Origin of the sequence: Dolichospermum sp. LEGE 00246 (genome assembly GCF_015207865.1) — a bacterium.
In the GTDB taxonomy this organism is placed as follows: Bacteria; Cyanobacteriota; Cyanobacteriia; order Cyanobacteriales; family Nostocaceae; genus Dolichospermum; species Dolichospermum heterosporum.
The window spans coordinates 1-19,529 of record NZ_JADEWA010000049.1 but is presented as its reverse complement, the minus strand read 5'-3'; the positions used below and the strand labels follow the sequence as shown (position 1 = coordinate 19,529).

The following is a 19,529-nucleotide window of genomic DNA, read 5'->3' as shown; positions in this document are numbered from 1 at the left end:
GGGTTGAGTGGGGGATAGGGGGCGATCGCTCTCTCCTTATATTTCAATCATCCTATTCAAATAACATTCAAACAAATATTCAGCAGGTTTCAACGATGAATACAACAAATCCTTTTAAAGACCATAAGGTTCAACATCTTTTCTTGCTAGTGGGAGAAAATCCATTACCTAATTATGTAGCTGCTATGAAGCTATTAGATAAAAATAAAAAATGTACAGTATATCTTGTTCACACTAATAAAACTGACTCCCAAGCAGAACAATTAACAAGAGCTTTGAAAAACATTTGTAAGGGCAAAGGAGTTAGTTTAGATAAGGAGAAGACACAAAATAATAAATCTAATGCGTATAAAATTTATGAAGAAGTTTACAAATACGCAAGTGCAATACCAGTGCATGAACGAATTGGGCTACATTACACAGGCGGAACAAATACGATGGCTGTTCACGCTCATCGAGCAATATCTGAATTAAATTCAAAAAGAAATGATACGGTCTTTAGCTATCTTGATGCAAGTACGTTAGAAATATTTGTAGATACTTCAGAACTAGAACCTTTTCATAGAGGTGTTGAGCTTGAAGTTTCTCTAGAGCAGCTATTTAAACTTCATAATTATGAGTTTCAACAAGGTAAACAGCCACTTTCACAGCCAATTTTACCAGGTGCAGCAGCCGAATTTGTTAGGATTTATCAAAATGAAGAAATAGCAAAAATTTGGAGAAGATGGTCTAATACTCATCTTGATAGAAACTCTGGAGAGCTAAAAAATGCAATAGATTCAAACACAGGTCGGTGGAAATCAGAGGATGATCTTTCAAAATTACTTTTAAATTTATCAAGTATCCATCCAGATTTTATAGATGTTTTAGTTAATCATTTAGATGCTTCTCGTGCAATGAATAAACTTGCATTAAATGAAACCAAAAAGAAAGGATTTAAAAATTGTCAACAAATTTGTCAATGGTTAGGAGGTATTTGGCTAGAGCATTATGTACTTAATCAAATTCAGGAGATAACTAAAGATGAAAAATATAGCTATCTAAACATTGGTGAAAGTCAGATGAATTTTGAGATGCTGATCAAGAAAAAAACAACTCATGATTATGTAAAATTTGAGTTTGATGTCGCTTTTATGCGAAATTATCAGCTATTTGCAATTTCCTGCACAACCAGTAAAGACCCTAAAGAGTGTAAATTGAAACTATTTGAGGCATATATCAGAGCAAAGCAATTAGGTGGTGATGAAGCTAGAGTAGCTCTAGTTTGTTGTTGTGATCATAAAGATGATCCAAGTAAACAAAACAGAATAGATAGATATCTTAAACGTCAACTTGAAACTGCTACAGATAATCCAAAAATTGCAGTATTTGTTCGTACAGACTTACCAGACTTAAAAACAAAAATTGCTACTTGGGTAAAGGATAATAAAGGTCAATCATGAATAAATTAACTATCACAGTTGTAGATACTACAGGTATTCAGGACTATGTTTTTAGTAGTAACCGCTTGAGTGAAAATATCGGTGCATCATACTTGGTTTCTCAGACTACTCAAGAATGGGTTGAGCAAGCTTTAAAAGATTTAGGAAAAGAATTCAATCAGAAAGTTCATATCCCAACTTGTAAATCATTACAGCAAGTTCGCATTTGTAATGAGGATATAGCCGCCGAAATAATTTATACAGGTGGTGGTAATGCAGTTTTACTTTTTGCTAATTTTCAATACGCTAAACGCTTTACTGAAATTCTCAGTAAGCAAGTTTTACAAGATGCACCTGGCTTAAATATTGTGGTTGCTCACTATCAAGATTTTGAATTTGGACAAGGAAATTTCAAAGAAAAACTCAATTATATTCTAGAAAAAGAATTATCTAAAAAGAAACGAGAAAGAATCGCTTCTGTACCTTTATTGGGTTTAGGAGTTACAGGTACTTGTCAATCAACTCAACTACCAGCAGTTGATACTAGCGAGGAATATTCCAGGAGAGATGAGGAGGATATCTATTTAATCTCTAGAGAAACTAAATCTAAATTAAAAGCTGTTTCTCATGCAAATGAAAGATTAATCAAAGAATTTGGAGAAGTTTTTAATGAAGAACTTTATGATTTTCCTTATAGAACAGACTATTTAGGTCGTTCTGAAGGTAATTCTAGTTACGTTGCTATTGTTCATGCAGATGGTAACGGAATGGGAAATCGTTTTCAAAAATGCGGAGAAGGTAAATCAGATCAAGATGCAATTATTGATATGCGTCAACTATCTGCTGATGTTCAAAATGCCGGAATCTCAGCACTCAGGAAAGTTGTAGAAGTTGTTTCTAATTCTATAGAAAATGGAGAAATTATAGGCACTATTGCTAAATTTGCTTTAAAAAAATCTAAAAATGGTAAATTATACTTTCCTTTTCGTCCCTTGGTATTTGGTGGTGATGATGTTATTTTTGTATGTGATGGCAGATTAGGATTAGAGTTAGCAGCAATTTATCTGAGAGAATTTGAAAATCAAAAGGTTTCCGATAATGAAGATAATGAAGAATTAACTGCTCGTGCTGGAGTGTGTATTGTGAAAACTCATTATCCCTTTGCTAGAGCTTACCAAATTGTTGAGGATTTATATAAAGAAGCTAAAAAGTTTATCCGTGAAGAACGAGATAGATTATGTGACGATAATTACTATTGTTCTACTATTGATTGGCATTTTGCCGCTAGTGGTTTAATTGGTTCACTTGCAGAGATTCGTCAACGAGAATATCAAGTTGCAGCAGGTAATTTGATTATGCGTCCAATACGTCTAAAAGACCATGATACAGATGATGAGCAATGGCGTACTTGGTTTAATTTTATTAATATAATTCAACATTTTAATGGTCAATTTGATGATGTAGAAGGTAATGAACAATGGAAAGAGCGTCGTAATAAAGTAATTGCGTTACGAGAAGTTCTTCGTGAGGGATATAGTCAAACTAAACAGTTTACAAATGCTTATGGAATCAAAACTTTACCACCTCTATCACAATTGGATAATTTAGAAAATTCAGGTTGGTTTTGCAAGCGTTGTGTTTATTTTGATGCTATTGAAGCACTTGATTTCTATATTGGTTTAAAAGGTAATAAAAATGAGTGATGAATTACAGCTACAAATTAAACTATTGAGTGATACAACTTTTGGTCGAGGTGATGGCGTTGCTGGTTTAGTTGATCAAGAAGTTGAACATGATGATTGTGGTTTTCCTTATTTAAGAGGACGCACCTTAAAAGGTTTATTAAGTGAAGAGTGTGATAACCTAATTGTCTTGTTAAAAGATGATATCCAAAAACATTGGCTAGATGTTAGGAATAAACTATTTGGTGTTCCTGGTAGTGTGTTAGAAACAATGTCAATTATGCACGTTGGTGATGCTTGTCTGCCAGATAAATTACGACAGGTTGTTGCTATTCAAATAGAGATAGAACAGAAGAAAGAACAAGCAAATAAGTATCAATTAACACTAACAGATATACTAAATTCACTAACAACCATTCGTCGTCAAACAGCAATTAATTCAGAGAGTGGTTCATCTGATAAAGGAAGTTTACGTTCCGCTCGTGTTTTAATACGTGATCGACCTAATACTCAAGCTCGTTTTACTGCTAATTTGTTTTTTGATCAAGAACTGACAAAAGATATGAAATCACTGTTAGTAGTAGGAGTTTTAGCACTACGACATCTTGGTAGTGGACGTAATCGAGGACGTGGTCATGTTCAATGTAGTTTATATGATGCTCAAAAAAATAATCTGACTCAAGATACAGATTTATTAAATCGTTTTGGAACAATTACAGGTGATAAATAAATGAAAGCAATTACTTTTCTATTAGAAGCAAAACAACCAATTTTAGCTACTTCATTTCAAGGTGATCCTAACAGTGATGTATCTTATCCTTATATTCCTGGTAGTATGATTCGTGGTGCGTTAATTAGTCGCTACATTAAACGCCATCCAGAATTACCAAATGATTTTTTATCAGAGGAAATTAACAAGGAATCTAATCAAGAAATTAAGCGATTATTTTTTAATGGTAGTAACCGTTATTTAAACGCCTATCTATTTTGTGAGGAACAAGAAAAACGTACTTTACCTGTACCTCTTCCTTGGTATCAAAATAAGGATGAAGAGCTATTTTCAACAGAGATTCTTGATTTAAGCCAAAATATTCCAGAAACATCATCTTTAAAAAGAATTAATGAAAAATTTTGCATAGTTAATAACTCTCAAGTTATTTTTTATCAAGATAAACGACGAATTAATATTCATAATTTACGTGATCGCACTAAAGGACGTTCATCACCAATAAAACGTAATCCAGATAATAATCAAGTAATTCAAAAAGGAGAAGGTGCTATTTTTCGTTATGAGGCTTTAGATAGTGGACAAATTTTTCAAGCGATTATTTTATGTGAAGATAATGATGCAGATACTATTGAGAAATTATTAAAACCAGAAGATATATGGTTAGGTGGTTCTCAAAGCGCAGGTTATGGACACACAAAAATAATTAAAATTGATTCTTATAAGATTGATAATGGTAAAAATAAAGAATGGTCTGAAATAGGAATTGAAGTTAAAAACAGAATCAATCGTAAAAAGCTAAGAGTTACTCTGTTGAGTGATACCATTGTGAGAAATAATTGTGGACAAATATCGACTGATCCATTATCAGTTAAACAAGCAATTGAAGAGAAATTAGAACATAAATTAAAAATAAAAATACAGTTGCCTCAACCAACAGATATTTTTATTAGTAGTAAGGTTGTAGGTGGATTTAATAGAAAATGGGGTTTATCTTTACCTCAAATGACTGCTGTAAGTGCAGGTAGTGTTTTTGTATTCAATACACAACTTACAGAAGAACAAATTAAAACATTAGAAAATGAAGGAATTGGGGAACGTTGTATAGATGGGTTTGGCAGAATTGCTATTAACTGGTTAGGAACTTATGAAAAATTTAATATTAATTTGCTGCAAGTAGATTCTGAGCCAGATATTAACATCGAAGAAGAATACCATGATTTAGCAGCACAAATAGCTGAAAATATTTTAAGACAAAGATTAGAGCGATGTCTTGTCGAAAAAGTTAGCTATATTAAGTTGACAGAAAATATTACCAATACTCAATTATCTAGACTAGAAATGGCTGCTAGAGAAGGATTGAATACACTTCATAATTTACAATCTTGTGCTTATTTACCAATTTGCAATTTGTTAAATAATTTAACTTCAAAAGCTCGTGAACAATATAGAAATACTCAAGTATCGGGAACTAAATCCTCCTTAGAAGAGAAAATTAAAATTTGGCTTGAAAAACCTATAGGTAATTCTAAATCATGGCTACCAAATCCCGAAGAACTAACAGTAAATGTTGCTGGAGTAATCCGAGAAATTCAACCTAATTCTAATTTGGCGAAAGAATATACTCTGCGTTTTATTATGGCAGTTGCAAAGAAAGCTAAAAAGGAGAACAATTAATGACAATGACACAGTTATTTCACCAAGAAACTGAATTTCAGCGTAACCAGCGTCATATTATTAAACGTATTATTATACGAGGTAATTTAATCTTAGATACACCAACTTGTTTAGGAAGTGGAGATTCTGAAAGTCCAACTGACTTATCATTATTGAGAGATAGTGTTAGTAACCATGCTCTTTTAACCGGTGCTTCTATTGCTGGTGCTATACGGAACTATTTACGGGAATACCAAAACAGTGATGAATCTTCGTTATTTGGAGGACTACGTACTCATGAGGATGGTGATCAAAGTCCACTAATTATCAATGATGCAATTAGTAGTGAAATAATTCAACCTGAACTCAGAGATGGTGTCAAAATTAATAGTGTCACTCGCACAGCAGACCCTAAAAAGAAATATGATTTAGAACTCTTGCAAGCAGGTGCAGAATTTCCTCTATGTTTTGAGCTATTGATAGAAAAAGAATCTGATGAATCTAGTTTAATAAAAGGATTAGCGATCGCACTCCAAGGTTTAAAACAAGGTGAAATTAGTTTAGGAATCAAAAAACATCGTGGTTTTGGTCGCTGTCATATCAAAGAGTGGCAAGTATGGCAATTTGATTTAACAGATTATCAACAAAGATTAGATTGGTTAAGATTTGAACATTGGCAGTTATTTCCTGATTATCCAACTCATGAATTAATTGCACAAGCATTAAATGTATCTCTGGATGAAAAAGATGATCAGCGCGAGTTCTGTAAAATTGATACTACATTTACTCTTGCTAGTCCTTTATTAATTCGTTCTGGTCAAGCATCCAGTGATAAAGCACCCGATGTAGTACATTTAAAATCACGACGTAATGGAGAATTAAAACCTGTTTTATCTGGTACATCTTTAGCTGGAGTGTTACGTCATCGTGCAGAACGTATCATTAATACAATTGGCAAAAATGTCAGTATTATCGAAGATATCTTTGGATCAGATTTATCTAAAAACAAAATTTCAGAAGCAAAAGCTAGTCGTTTAATAGTTCATGAAAGCGTCATTGAAAACACCACAGATTTAGTACAAAATCGCATAGCTATTGACCGTTTTACTGGTGGTACTTTGTATGGTGCATTATTCAATGAACAGCCAATATTTTCTAAAAAGGATACAAAAAAGGATACACATTTTAAATTAAATCTTGAATTACGTAATCCAGAAAATCATGAAATTGGTTTACTTTTGTTATTACTAAAAGATTTATGGACTGGAGATTTACCAGTAGGAGGTACAAGCAGTATTGGTAGAGGGAGATTACAAGGAAAAGATGTAACTATTACTTTACAAAAAAAGGGAGAAAAAACAACATTTACTATTGTACAATCTTCACCACAAGAAAATTTAGTTATCAATGATGCTGACTCGTTAGAAAAATTTGTTTCTGCATTAAATAAGGAGGTTAACAAATGAATAAACCAAAATGTAAACATTTAGAAATACCAGATAATTCTGATTTGAAAGTATGGATAGAAGAACAAGCTAAAGATAATCAATTAAAGTATCTTTTGGCTCATGCTAATGATGGTGTAATATGGGGATATTTTAATAAAAGCTATCACCTAATAACTGCGGATAGTGTTTTTCCACAATTCCCAAAATTACATTGTGATACACTACAACAATGTCGTATTTTTGGTAATAAATCAGAAGTAATGATTTGGAAAACAGATAGAGGTTTTAAAGCCCGTCTGATTGAAGATGACCATTTAACAAAGAAAGATTATATCACCGAAGCTCAAGTTCTCTGGGGAACTCAGAAAGAGGAAGAAAAAGATGATTTTACTCTAGTTTCTGATGGTAAACAAGGTTTAAGACACGCTGTACCTTTAACTGGTATTAATTTTAAAGACAATGAACGTCCTTTGCGTTTAACTGTTCATCACTATATTGATTACGATGATTCTGGTGTAGCTCGAATTGATCTAAGTCGTCTGGTTAACTTAACTACTTTTCAGGAGGTTAGAAAATGAATCCTAAACATAATAATGATATTCCAAAATCTATTACAATTAGAGAACGTAGTAGAGATAAAGATATTCAGCGTCAAGCAGTAGCTCCCTATAATTTCGTAGAATTGCCAGAGAAGGTTCTAGAAGTATCACTAGACTCTCTACCAAAGGAAAACAGTTATTATTTGCGAAGTGATAATTGTTACACTGGCAGAATTGAATGTACTTTAACTACTGAATCACCTCTTTATATTAGATGTGGGTTCACAAAAGATGAATTTGAAAGTGGTGTAAAATCAAAAGATTTACCAAATTTCTTTTATACTAACCCTTTAGGAGAATCTACAAAACCTGTTATTCCTGGTAGTAGTTTGAGAGGAATGTTAAGGAATTTGATTGAAATTATTACTTTCAGTAAAATAGATCAAGTTTCTGATCATCAGCGATTATTTTTTCGTGCAGTAGCAGTAAGTCAGAATACAGACTCTTTAGGAAAAGAATATCAAAAATACGTAGATAATTTAAGAAACAAAACAATTCAAGCAGGTTATCTTAAAAAAGATTACGAAGGATGGTATATACAACCAGCGAAAAAAGAACAGGGTGCAACATTTGCTTGGGTTAGAGAAGGAGACTTAGAGATACAAGAGTTAATAAAATTTGATGAGGATGGTTATAAACCACAGTATATTCCTGTAAGTTATAGACAAGTAGCAATTGATTACAATGATAGAGCTAAAAGGCTTTTTGCATCAGATGTTGATACACCAAATACTTATCCTCAAAAAAAAGGAGTTCTTGTCACCAGTGGAAATATGAAACAAGATAATAGTGATAAACTTTCCCCACGTAGAAATCACTGTCTTGTTTTTGACTATTTAGTATTTGAATCTGATTCAAATGTAGAAAAATTGAGATTGGATGAAAGAGCTATAGAATATTATCGAAATGCACTAACTGATTTTCAAAAAGAATCTCCCTTTAGCAAGGATTGGGGAATGTTGAATGAAAATTGTTCTGTTGTTTTTTACTATCCCCCCGAAAATGGAAATAAAGTAGTCTTTTTTGGTCAAAGTCCTAATTTTCGTATTCCTTACACTCATCAAGATAATGGATATGCTGCTACCGTTGCTGATTTTATTCCCACACATTTAACAAGTAAGAAAGAAAATTCTAAAATTGACTTGCTTGACTTAGCTGATGCAATTTTTGGTTGGGTTGACAAAAAAGAACTGCCTGAGAATATGCGTCAACGTGCAAGTAGAGTATTTGTAACAGATGCACAATATCAATCTGATGCAAGAGGTATTTGGTATAAAGGTAATTTTAATGATACCATTACACCCCAAATTCTTAGCGAACCAAAACCCACTTGCTTTCAACATTATTTAGTTCAGCCTGAAAAAGATAATCCTCAAGCTGACAAAGCCAAATTAAAACATTATGCTAGTCAACCAGAATCAGAAACAGTGATTCGAGGGCATAAACTTTATTGGCATAAAGGAAAAAATCATAACTTTGAGCATCCAGATGGTAATAAGGCTACAGGAACTCAAGTAACTAAAATTAAACCTATAAATTCAGGAGTTAAGTTTAAGTTTTATATCCATTTTGAAAACCTCACTAATATTGAATTAGGCGCATTATTATGGGTACTCGATATTGCTCAAAGAGAAGATGAAAAAGATAAGCAATATCGTCTCAAACTAGGGATGGGTAAACCTTTAGGTATGGGATCTATTAAAGTTGAACCTAATTTATGTTTGAGCGATCGCCAACAAAGATACAGAAGTTTATTTAGCAGTAATGATTGGAACAATGGAGAGATAGAACAATCAGATAATAATTTATCGAAATATAAGGTTAATTTTGAAGAAGAGTTAATTAATCAACTTCATAATAGTGGAGTTTATCAAGATTTTAAAGAATTTGATAAAATCACTAGAATTCAAATGCTGCTAGGAATGTTGGTATGGGAGGAAAATCCTTCAGAACAATATATCGAACAAAGACGTTACATGGAAATCAAGCGTGAAAAACGTCCGCGAATTAATGATTCCAATGAATATAAAGAACGTCCCGTACTTCCAACACCACTTCAAGTCATGGGATGGAATGATAACCGTAGACTTAATAATCCCCTTCCTTTACCTTTAAGTCCAAATGGCACTAATAATATTCCAAAACCTATACCTAAGCCTAAAAGTAGTGATGTAGGTAAGCCGATTAAAAAAAGTCAGCAGTCTCAGGAAAATCCCAATTCTGACTCTAAAGAGAGTCATTTTAATCCTTTAGCTAGACCACAAAGACCGAAAAAATAAAAGCGATCACGCACTTCCCTCTCCATCACCTCTCAGAAACCAATGAACCTACCGAACTGATGATAGATGAACACTTCCAAACCCTGACTACATTCCCCCCACGCAACTTTCAACGAGAAGCGATCGCTAAACTCCTCCACCGTCAAGACATCCTTCTCCGCGCCCCCACAGGGTCAGGGAAAACCTCTTGTTTTTATTCAACACAGTAATTATCATAGGCTTTTTTTAAAGCATCTTTAACCCCTTTTGCCACCCAATCAGGATTTAAAACCCTAGCACTAGCACCGTACTGTAGCATTCTTTGACGAAACCAAAATATACAGTCTTCCTGAGTTAAAATATCAACATATTCTGTAGTTTCTAGTGAGGAAATAACTGTTTCGTGGGGTCTGCGGGGTCTATAACTCGCTAAATCTCCTGTCAGACGGTAGGTAATATCTAGAGTAGGAAATTTACTATAAGTCCAGGGGGTCTGGGAAACTCCACCAACTCTAGTAATGCGGTCTACTCTCAAAGTGATGTTCTGTTCAGCATTGGGTCTGGTTTCAAGATGAGAACTACGAAAGTCGGGAACTAAAGCAAATAAATAGAGAACACTGTTATGTAATCTCAGTTCGGACTTATCTAAATCCCAGAATGTTTCTTTACCTTTTCTGCTGCGATACCAAACCACAAAGCGGCGTTTCTGCTGAAATCTTTGCTGTAACTGACGCACAACTTCATTGATTTTATCTTCACTGTAATCTGTAGGTGGATGAAAGTCTGTTCTTAGTCCAGGGGACTTAGGTTTTTGAAAGTTACCAATGCGGTGAATATGCCCAGCTTCCGCAGAAAAACCCAGACTCGCCAATAACTCAGAGGCCATTGCTAATGCTTGTCTTTGTTCTTCAGATAAGATAACGGGAAACACTGATGTCACTAACTCATAAGGACGGTTGGGTGCAGCCTTAATTTCAAAACCGCAGTCTCGGAGTTTACCAATGGCACGAGCAATTTTCTGTGATAAATCACCAGCTTCAAAACCGCGATCGCTCAACAAGATTTCCAACTCGGCTTTTTTACAGGGTTTTTCCGCCAGCAGCTTCAATAACTCCAACATAAAACCCAATTGATTAGAGTTATTATCATTTTTTGATGACATCTTTACTGAGAGAAGTAATATACTATCTCCAGTATTACTAAGTAAGTCATATTTTGCTTAGATTGCTGAATTCCATAACAATGTAAGCACTATTTGTGTATGAGTAGAGGATTTTTGAGGGAGGGTAGCAATTCATATCGCCTACATCAAGTTTCAGTCCCGCTTTTCGGGATTCGTTACCCAGGTAAATACATGGGGTTTTACCCTCCCATGAAATGGATTATAGCATTCTCTCTTATGGATTCAAGTGTTGATATGGAAAATATAATTTTTGGTGTTGATATAGGAAATATGAATTATTTGACAAACAAATCACAACTAATGTAAGATTTAAGTCAGTAAAAAATACAAAAGTGTCGCCTGAACTTGTACTTCACGCGACACTCTTACACTTTTTCAAGGGACTAATTTTTTTAGCCACTCAAATATTCTTTTGGAAAAAATCACAAATCATTATGGCACAAGAACAAATAAAAAGTCCACAACTTCAATTAAACCTAAGCCGTTATCAAGTTCCCATGCCTTTCAAGAGCGAAAACATCGGAACTACAAAAGCCAGTAAATTTATCAAGATTCTGACGGATAAGGACATTTCAGCTAGGGAAATTCGTCAAAAAGTCAAAAAAGGTAACTTTGAAATTACCTGTGATGATGGTTCAGTAATTCTCATTACACTTTTAAACAAGACTGAATCTAGAAGATATATTCTGCATATAAGCTTGATTTCTGCGAGTTTTTTAGAAGTTGCTGCTTAAAAAGCACAGTTACCAAGTTTCTTAAACCAGAATTTCTTGTAGGGGTGCGGTTTCCGTACCCTGATAATGTGATTTATCTAATTTAACTAGGTTTCCTGTGAGATATAGTCATTTTTTGACTACATCTAGTTTTTTAAAGGTATTAAAGTAGTCTCATCCAAACAATACTTACCCTACCGTGAAAGTTTCTTTACTTCCTCAATACTCAAAATTGAATCCGGGGGTCGGTACTTGTCCTTTGCAATGTATCCAAACCTGTAAGGTTAAACAACAAGCACCCAACTTTGGAGAAGGTGATCATTGTCCTTTATCTTCCCACCAAGCAGAAACTTATGCTGCAATTACCAACAGTGACGCTGACATTATCTTTAATAAATCTGCTACGGGAGACGGTAAATCATTAGCTGCTTATTTAGTATCATTGCTCAATAATTGGTTGAGGGTAATTGGACTGTACCCAACTATTGAGTTAGTAACAGACCAAGAAAGACAGATTTATGGTTATTTCGAGCAGTTTAATCCACAGGGAATTGATGGAGTGGATAGCCTCTATGGTGCAAAGTTAGCTCAATTGGTTGAACAGGGAGAAAAGAGTAACAAGTTTAAAGAATTACTATTTATCTTTAAACAAAAATATGTGATTCTTACCAACCCTGATATTTTTCATTTAGTTACGCATTTTCGTTATCATAACCCAGCTTATAATCGAGCAGAATTACCAATTATTTTAGCTAGGAATCTTGATTTATATATAGCTGATGAGTTCCATATTTTTGGCGTACATCAGGAAGCAGCTATTCTTAACAGTTTGTTATTAATTCGTCATAATCGTCCGAAAAGACGACAGATGAAGTTTCTGTTTACTTCTGCAACTCCCAAACCAGATTTTATTAAAAAGCTCAAACAATCTGGATTTAAAGTTAAAGAAATAGCTGGGGATTATGTTAGTCAACCTACTCCCGGTTATCGTCAAATATGTCAAGCAGTAACTCTAGAGTTTATTCCATTAGAACAAGATAGTGATTCTCTAACTTGGCTGACTCAACAAGCTCCAAATATTCGTAATATTTTACAAACAGAAGGTAGAGGACGGGGTTTAATTATTCTTAACTCTGTGGCTTTGGTAAGTAGAACAGTTAGAGAATTACAGAAATTAATACCTGATATTATCGTTTGTGAAGTCAGTGGACGTATTGATAGACAAGAAAGGTCTGTAACTCACACAGCCTTGAAAGATGCTGATAAACCTGTATTAGTTGTGGGAACTTCAGCAGTTGATGTAGGTGTTGATTTTAGAATTCATTTACTAATTTTTGAAGCCAGTGATTCAGCCACCATTATTCAAAGATTAGGTCGTCTTGGTCGTCATGCAGGATTTTCTGATTATCAAGCTTTTGTGCTTTTATCTAATCGTACTCCTTGGATTAAATCTAGGTTAGAGAAAGAATTAACTAATTCAGAATATGACCGTCTTCAGTTCCGAGAAATCATTGAAGAAGTTTTTAATCCTACCAAAGATTTTGAACAATACCGCAATTATTGGGGGGCATTACAAGCACAGGGAATGTTATTCAGCATGAGTAATAAAAAACAAGGAGTAATGCAACCATTACAAGATAAAATAGCTGAAGATTTACGTCTTGTTTACGGTGAACAACTAGATAAAAAACGCGGACATTGGTATGCTCTTAGTAACGATAAAACCGGAGTTGGTAAAGCAGTACAAGAGGAACTATTACGATTTAGAGGTGGTTCTGATTTACAAGCCGCAGTGTGGGATCAAGGACGGTTTTACACCTATGATTTATTGAAGTTGTTACCCTGGGCTGAAGTTGAAATAGTTGATAGAGATGATTTCTTAAAAGCTGCAAAACAGGCTAATCATCCCCACACAGAATTTCCTGATAAATATATTCAAGTTTATCTCAAAATCCAACGCTGGTCAGATACCAGATTTTCCGTTGGTTTGGAATGCGATCGCCTGAACGACGAACTCAAACAATGTACTCTTTCTTTCATTGATAAACTTAGTATTACTGGACACCCACAAACAGAAGTTAGTCGTTGTTTAAGAAATAGAAAACTATTGGCATTTTTAGTACAGGTAAATCGCTCTCAAGCTAATAGTCATTGGGAAATTACTCGGAATCTTTATTTAAGTCATACCTTTGGATTATACCGACTCAAAGATGCAGACGGACAATTTTATGCTTGTGCTTTTAATCAAGATGCTTTGTTATTAGAAGCAATCAAATGGAAAATCAAATTTTGTGAAAGAAGTAAACCTTACATTTTTTAAACTATGCCTACTCTATTGCAAACATTACTGATTGAAACATTATCAGAAAATACAGACCCAATTTTACGCTTATTTATTGATACAATATTACCAGCAATGGAAAGGGAATTTGGACTCATTCCGGCTATGGGTGGTTCAGAAATAGTACATTATCAAAATTTAGTTAAACAGGGGGATAAATACGCCCAAGAAAATGCTAAACGCTGGGCAAATAAACCTGACCAAAGTTTATTAGTTCATGTTCTAAATGGACTATTAACAGCTTGGAATTTAAGTGTTTATTTACCTCAAAATTTACAATTACAACCTGTTGAAAAAAAGTTATTATGTTTGGGGTTGACCTTACATGATTATAATAAATATGTACGGGGTCAAGGAGAAGAACAACCACCACCAAAAGCTCACGAAATTGATGACATTATTAACTTGTGTCGAGATTTAGGGACTAAATTAAACTTTCAAGAGTTTTGGGAAGAATGGCCAAAATATTTATTAGAAATAGCATTTTTAGCCCAAAATACACAATTCAGTGTTGACAGCAATCCTGTAATTTCTAATTGGGAAAATGACCAACGAGAATTTACTATAGATGACCGTCGTTTAAATGATGTTTTGCGCCATTTACTCGCTTTTGGTGATGTTGCGGTGCATATATCAGACCCCGCAGAAATTGTTACTAGTACCAAAGGCGATCGCTTACGAGATCATTTATATTGGTTAAATATCCCCAAAAAGTTAGTTTATCATCGTCTGCGAGATTGTCGGGGATTAATTACCAACCAAATTCATAATGCAGTTGTTAATTTTGCGCGTCAATTAGGTTGGGAAGAAATTCTATGTTTTGCCCAAGGTGTGATTTATTTAGCACCATCTAATACAGAGATGCCAGAATTAACAGAAATTCAAACAGCCGTTTGGGAAAATTTAATTTATGGAGATGAAGAAAATAATCAAAAAGGATTAGCCGCATATTTTCAAAGTGGTGATGTTGGCTTTGTTCGTGATGGTAAGGGTGTAAAAATTGCCCCACAAACTTTAGAATTATTCAGTTCTGGTGATTTGATTCGATTGCTTCCTGAAGTCGTGCAAGTTAAAGTAGCCAATGCTAAAGTTCCTGCCACACCCAAACGATTAGAAAAATTAACCCTCAATGATACAGAACGAACTTTTTTATTAAAAGGTGCAGATATTCGGGCTGACCGATTAGCAGAGTTAATTATTCTGGCACAACGAGAGTTTTTTGAAGGTTCTCAGGATTATATAACTTGGATTTTGACAACTTTAGAATTACAAAATCATATCACCCCAGAACAAACACAGGTACAATCTGGAGGAGTAAACTATGGTTGGTATCAAGTTGCGGCTTATTATATTGCGGATCATGCAACTTTAGATGAACAACAAATAAGAGAGTATTTGCAAGAATTAAGTAATAAACTAGCAACTTGGGCAACTGAAAACGCATTACTCAAGGAAACAGCGAATCCCACCCATGAGGCTTTTATTAAATATTTAGATCAATACCTAGAAATTTGCCCTAACCATCAGGCCAGTGAGTTTGCCAATGAATTAGCTGCATACTCCAACGCTAAAGTCACCAATCAACCTATTTGTTCTTTGAGTAGTGGTGAATCACAAGCGGAAGAACAATTAGATACTGTAGTGTTGTTTAAACCTCAACAATATAGTAATAAAAATGCTTTGGGTGGAGGACGCATTAAACGAGGTATATCTAAAATTTGGGCATTGGAAATGCTCTTACGTCAAGCTATTTGGGCTGCACCACCAGGGAAACTAGAAGAACAACAACCAGTATTTCTTTATATATTCCCAGCTTATGTTTACTCTCCCCAAGTTGCTAGGGCTGTAAAAGCATTAGTCCAAGAATTTAAACGAGTTAATCTTTGGGAAGTCCGCAAACATTGGTTAGATGCGGGAATGCACCACAACGGACTGCAAAATTTACCTTGGAGAGAAGAATCAGAAGCAGGGAGATTTTCACGAAATTATTCGACCAAAGACTTGCCGTTTATGGCTATGACTTACACCACCACCAGAGGAAAAACAGTTACCGATGCTTGGGTAGAACCTATTTATTTGACCTTAGCTTTGCCTCTTCTATTGGGTGTAAAAGTCGTTGCTACTAGCAGTCCTGATCCACTTTATGCCAGTGATCAAGAGTTTTCTGAATCTGCAATTTTGGACGGTGCAGCAGGATTTTGGCAGTTATTTGGTACACCTCAAAATCTGAGAATACAAGATTTATCACCTGCATTAAACCGACTGTTAATAGCCTACAGTTTGCATTTGGATAACCGTAGTAAAAAACCCGATGCTCGTTGGCAAGCATTGAATGGCACAGTCAGGGATTTAGTAACTGATGTTTTAAATATCTTTGCAATTGCTAATGAGGGATTTCGTAACACTAAAAAAGAACCAGGAACAGAAGATGTTAAACGAATTTGGAATTATGCCCAAACCTGGGTAAAAGGAGACACAAATATGCAAGACAAATTGAAATTAATCCAGCGCATTGTTACAGAATATCGTCAATTTTATCAAGTCAATTTAGGTGAATCCAGTCATGCAATCCTGTTACCTATCTCTAAATCTTTAGAGGTAATTCTGACAGTTCCTGAACATATTCACCGGGAAGATATCATCCTTCAGGGTGCTGGACAGCTTCATGATGCCTTAGAACGTCAAGAAGCTTATAAACGTCCCTACTTACTAGATAAATCTGTAGATATTAGTACCCGCAAGAGTCAGGAATTAATGGCGATTCACCAATTTATAACTACCTGTGTTGATGATTTATTTCTGGGACTTTATAAAGGCGATCGCGCACTGCTCCAAGAAAACCGCAACCGCATTAAATCCGGGGTTGAATTTGCCTATCGTTGGTCAGCTTTGCAATCAAAAAATACTGAAAAACCTGAATCATAAGGAATAGAAAACATGAACTTAACCACACTAAAATCCGAATTTCATCCTGCTTTTCCCCGGTTAGCATCTGGCAAATATATTCACTTTATCATGTTACGCCACAGTCAATCTTTTCCGGTGTTTCAAACTGATGGCGTTCTCAATACTGCGCGAACTCAAGCTGGTTTAGAAGCGAAAGAACCTATCAGTCGTTTGGTAATGTTCAAACGTAAGCAAATTACACCAGAACGATTGGGAGGAAGGGAATTATTACGTTCTCTCAATTTAACCAGTGGTAACTCCAAAGAAACAGATAAATTCTGTGAATACAACGGTGAAAACTCCTGCAAAAAATGCCCAGATTGTATTATCTACGGTTTTGCTATTGGTGATAGTGGTTCAGAGCGTTCTAAAGTTTATTCGGATTCCGCTTTTTCGCTGAGTTCTTATGAACAATCTCACCGTAGTTTTACCTTTAATGCTCCTTTTGAAGGGGGTACTATGAGTGAACAAGGGGTAATGCGAAGTGCAATTAATGAATTAGACCATGTTCTCCCAGAAATCACATTCCCCACTGTAGAAACCCTCCGTGACCCTACATTTGAAGGCTTTCTATATGTGTTAGGAAATCTAATGCGAACCCGTCGTTATGGCGCACAGGAATCACGGACAGGAACAATGTCAAATCATATTATTGGTATTGTTTTATGTGATGGTGAAATCTTTAGTAATTTACATTTAACTCAGGCATTGTATGATGCGTTGAAACCAGATATCAATGCACCAATTGTAGATATTATTGCCAAAGCAGCAGAAGTGACAACTAATTTACTCAATCAAGAACCAGTACGGAAAACTCAAGTAATTATGGGTTCTCAATTAACTGATTTATTAGGTGAAACTTTAGCTATTTATCAAAATGAAACCGCTTTGCAAAATACCCTAACAACGCTATATCAACAAACCAAAACCTATGCTGAAACTTACGGTGCTGTAGCTAAAAAAGGCAAAGGTAAATAGAGTTAAAAAATCAAGCTTGTCGGTAATGTTGGGTTTCGCTTTGCTTAACCCAACCTACAATTTTTAAATTAACAACTTTTGAATAATATGATTTTCTACCAATGTGATTTAACTTTGCATGATAATGTTTTTTTTGCAAGTCGGGAAATGGGTATTCTCTACGAAACTGAGAAATATCTGCACAATTGGGCGTTGAGTTTTGCCTTTTTTGAAACTGCGTATATTCCTAGACCTTATCGCCTAAAAGGTATAAATGCCCAAAAACCCAGTTATTTAGATTCTAGTCAAGAACAAAATCTTTTACATCTAAATGAAGCTGGGATTTATGTTTTTCCGGCTTTACCGATTACTTGGTCATATCAAGTAAACACTTTTAAAGCCGCCCAAGTTTCCTATTATGGTAAATCTGCACAATTTGGTGGTGAAGGAGCAAAACGCAATTACCCTGTTAACTATGGAAGGGCTAAAGAATTGGCTGTAGGTAGTCACTATAAGACTTATATTATAGCTCATGAAACTATCAAAATTCCCAGGTGGATTAGATTAGGTAAATGGTCATCTAAAATAAAAATTGAAAAGAGGGAAATTACAGATATCAAAGAAAAATCAGGACAATATATTACCAAGCATCCTTTAAATCCTTTGGATTTGTCCTCATCAACCAAATTATTGCTTTACAACCGAATTGTTATGCCCCCAGCAAGTTTAGTTAGTCAAGCTCAACTAACTGGAGGTTATTATGAATTACCCGATAAAACTTGTTTACCTGTGGGAGTAGCTTATGGCGCAAGTACAGTTGTATCTTCCTAAAATTATGACTTTACAAAGTTTAGTAATTCAATTAGGTGCTGCTAGTGAAAGCACTATTCCCACTACATTAGGTAGAGCGATTCATGCTCAAGTTATGCAATGGTTAAGTTTAGGAGATGCACAAATAGCAACGGCAGTTCATGATAGTCAAGAATCACCTTTGAGTTTATCAGGATTAATTGGTTATCGTCGCAAACAAGGTATACAACTAGGTGATGATTTTGTTGTTCGGATCTCTCTTTTAGATAGTAATTTAATTCAACCTTTGCTACAGGGTATAGAATCTTCCCACAATAAATCTATTTATTTAGGAAAATGCCCCTTTGTAATTCGTAGTATTTATTCACTACCAGGGACTCATCCTCTAGTAGATTCCTCTGATTACACCATATTGGCAAATACATCAGTCTCTAGTGATATCACTTTGCAATTTCTCTCTCCCACCAGTTTTAAACAGAATCAAAATATCCAACCTTTTCCATTACCCGATTTAGTATTTAACAGTTTACTCCGTCGTTGGAATAGATTTGCACCCACAGAATTACAATTTCCTCAAGTTGAATGGCAGGGTTTAGTTTCTGCTTTTGAACTGAAAACTCATGCTTTGAAGATGGAAGCTGGTGCAGAAATTGGTACGGTCGGCTGGGTAAAATATCGGTTTCCAGACCCCGAACAAGCCAGAATTGCCACTGTTTTAGCTAACTTCGCTGTCTTTTCTGGAGTCGGACGGAAAACAGCTATGGGTATGGGACAAGTAAGAATTTAGA

At 34.9% G+C, this 19,529-nt stretch carries 15 protein-coding genes; 14 read left to right on the top strand and 1 reads right to left on the bottom strand.

Annotated elements, in window-relative coordinates; translation table 11 throughout:
* From IQ228_RS05640 to IQ228_RS05605, 8 genes are all read left to right on the top strand, one after another.
* Positions 1-1,442: Card1-like endonuclease domain-containing protein (locus IQ228_RS05640; RefSeq protein ID WP_228043715.1), on the top strand; the 1,442-nt coding region annotated here is incomplete at its 5' end.
* Positions 1,439-3,124 carry a hypothetical protein gene (locus tag IQ228_RS05635; RefSeq protein WP_193962373.1) on the top strand — a complete coding sequence of 562 codons (1,686 nt, stop codon included), beginning with the start codon at positions 1,439-1,441 and terminating at the stop codon, positions 3,122-3,124. The genes IQ228_RS05640 and IQ228_RS05635, both read left to right, overlap by 4 nt.
* Positions 3,117-3,833 (top strand): RAMP superfamily CRISPR-associated protein, encoded by a 717-nt coding sequence (locus IQ228_RS05630; protein WP_193962372.1) that lies wholly within the window; start codon positions 3,117-3,119, stop codon positions 3,831-3,833. The genes IQ228_RS05635 and IQ228_RS05630 overlap by 8 nt, the downstream gene beginning before the upstream one ends.
* A complete protein-coding gene (locus tag IQ228_RS05625) occupies positions 3,834-5,507 on the top strand; it encodes an RAMP superfamily CRISPR-associated protein (protein ID WP_193962371.1) in 1,674 nt (557 codons plus the stop codon). It abuts the gene before it with no gap.
* Entirely contained in the window at positions 5,507-6,952 is a 1,446-nt protein-coding gene (locus IQ228_RS05620; protein ID WP_228043714.1) for an RAMP superfamily CRISPR-associated protein, read from the top strand. The genes IQ228_RS05625 and IQ228_RS05620 overlap by 1 nt, the downstream gene beginning before the upstream one ends.
* Positions 6,949-7,512 (top strand): CRISPR-associated protein Csx19, encoded by a 564-nt coding sequence (gene csx19, locus IQ228_RS05615; RefSeq protein WP_193962370.1) that lies wholly within the window; start codon positions 6,949-6,951, stop codon positions 7,510-7,512. The genes IQ228_RS05620 and csx19 overlap by 4 nt, the downstream gene beginning before the upstream one ends.
* Positions 7,509-9,812 carry a TIGR03986 family CRISPR-associated RAMP protein gene (locus IQ228_RS05610; protein WP_228043713.1) on the top strand — a complete coding sequence of 768 codons (2,304 nt, stop codon included), beginning with the start codon at positions 7,509-7,511 and terminating at the stop codon, positions 9,810-9,812. The genes csx19 and IQ228_RS05610 overlap by 4 nt, the downstream gene beginning before the upstream one ends.
* Positions 9,813-9,871: 59 nt before the next feature.
* Positions 9,872-10,021 carry a DEAD/DEAH box helicase gene (locus tag IQ228_RS05605; protein ID WP_193962369.1) on the top strand — a complete coding sequence of 50 codons (150 nt, stop codon included), beginning with the start codon at positions 9,872-9,874 and terminating at the stop codon, positions 10,019-10,021.
* On the opposite strand, the gene IQ228_RS05600 is transcribed toward IQ228_RS05605, so the two are convergent.
* Positions 10,006-10,953, bottom strand: coding sequence for a YafY family protein (locus IQ228_RS05600; RefSeq protein WP_193962368.1), 948 nt, complete (start codon positions 10,951-10,953; stop codon positions 10,006-10,008). The genes IQ228_RS05605 and IQ228_RS05600 overlap by 16 nt on opposite strands.
* Positions 10,954-11,408: 455 nt before the next feature.
* Between IQ228_RS05600 and IQ228_RS05595 the strand changes: the two genes are divergently transcribed.
* The 6 genes from IQ228_RS05595 (at position 11,409) to cas6 (ending at position 19,528) form a co-directional block, all read left to right on the top strand.
* Positions 11,409-11,708 (top strand): hypothetical protein, encoded by a 300-nt coding sequence (locus IQ228_RS05595; RefSeq protein WP_193962367.1) that lies wholly within the window; start codon positions 11,409-11,411, stop codon positions 11,706-11,708.
* Between the two features lie 178 nt (positions 11,709-11,886).
* The gene (gene cas3, locus IQ228_RS05590) at positions 11,887-14,007 is read left to right on the top strand and encodes a type I-D CRISPR-associated helicase Cas3' (RefSeq protein WP_193962366.1); all 2,121 of its coding nucleotides are present in this window, start codon (positions 11,887-11,889) and stop codon (positions 14,005-14,007) included.
* A gap of 3 nt (positions 14,008-14,010) precedes the next feature.
* A complete protein-coding gene (cas10d, locus tag IQ228_RS05585; protein ID WP_193962365.1) occupies positions 14,011-16,953 on the top strand; it encodes a type I-D CRISPR-associated protein Cas10d/Csc3 in 2,943 nt (980 codons plus the stop codon).
* A 12-nt stretch (positions 16,954-16,965) separates the two neighbouring features.
* Positions 16,966-17,952, top strand: a complete 987-nt coding sequence (gene cas7d / locus IQ228_RS05580) for a type I-D CRISPR-associated protein Cas7/Csc2 (RefSeq protein WP_193962364.1) — start codon at positions 16,966-16,968, stop codon at positions 17,950-17,952.
* Positions 17,953-18,039: 87 nt separating this feature from the next.
* The gene (cas5d, locus tag IQ228_RS05575; RefSeq protein WP_193962363.1) at positions 18,040-18,762 is read left to right on the top strand and encodes a type I-D CRISPR-associated protein Cas5/Csc1; all 723 of its coding nucleotides are present in this window, start codon (positions 18,040-18,042) and stop codon (positions 18,760-18,762) included.
* Complete coding sequence (cas6, locus tag IQ228_RS05570) at positions 18,734-19,528, top strand: CRISPR-associated endoribonuclease Cas6 (protein ID WP_228043712.1); 795 nt, start codon at positions 18,734-18,736, stop codon at positions 19,526-19,528. The genes cas5d and cas6 overlap by 29 nt, the downstream gene beginning before the upstream one ends.
* The last annotated feature ends 1 nt before the right edge of the window (position 19,529 follow it).

Bases quoted from the DNA above. Each gene is read 5' to 3' on its own strand.
- IQ228_RS05635 (WP_193962373.1), top strand. From the start codon at position 1,439: ATGAATAAATTAACTATCACAGTTGTAGATACTACAGGTATTCAGGAC.
- IQ228_RS05630 (WP_193962372.1), top strand. From the start codon at position 3,117: ATGAGTGATGAATTACAGCTACAAATTAAACTATTGAGTGATACAACT.
- IQ228_RS05625 (WP_193962371.1), top strand. From the start codon at position 3,834: ATGAAAGCAATTACTTTTCTATTAGAAGCAAAACAACCAATTTTAGCT.
- IQ228_RS05620 (WP_228043714.1), top strand. From the start codon at position 5,507: ATGACAATGACACAGTTATTTCACCAAGAAACTGAATTTCAGCGTAAC.
- csx19 (WP_193962370.1), top strand. From the start codon at position 6,949: ATGAATAAACCAAAATGTAAACATTTAGAAATACCAGATAATTCTGAT.
- IQ228_RS05610 (WP_228043713.1), top strand. From the start codon at position 7,509: ATGAATCCTAAACATAATAATGATATTCCAAAATCTATTACAATTAGA.
- IQ228_RS05605 (WP_193962369.1), top strand. From the start codon at position 9,872: ATGATAGATGAACACTTCCAAACCCTGACTACATTCCCCCCACGCAAC.
- IQ228_RS05600 (WP_193962368.1), bottom strand. From the start codon at position 10,953: ATGTCATCAAAAAATGATAATAACTCTAATCAATTGGGTTTTATGTTG.
- IQ228_RS05595 (WP_193962367.1), top strand. From the start codon at position 11,409: ATGGCACAAGAACAAATAAAAAGTCCACAACTTCAATTAAACCTAAGC.
- cas10d (WP_193962365.1), top strand. From the start codon at position 14,011: ATGCCTACTCTATTGCAAACATTACTGATTGAAACATTATCAGAAAAT.
- cas7d (WP_193962364.1), top strand. From the start codon at position 16,966: ATGAACTTAACCACACTAAAATCCGAATTTCATCCTGCTTTTCCCCGG.
- cas5d (WP_193962363.1), top strand. From the start codon at position 18,040: ATGATTTTCTACCAATGTGATTTAACTTTGCATGATAATGTTTTTTTT.
- cas6 (WP_228043712.1), top strand. From the start codon at position 18,734: ATGGCGCAAGTACAGTTGTATCTTCCTAAAATTATGACTTTACAAAGT.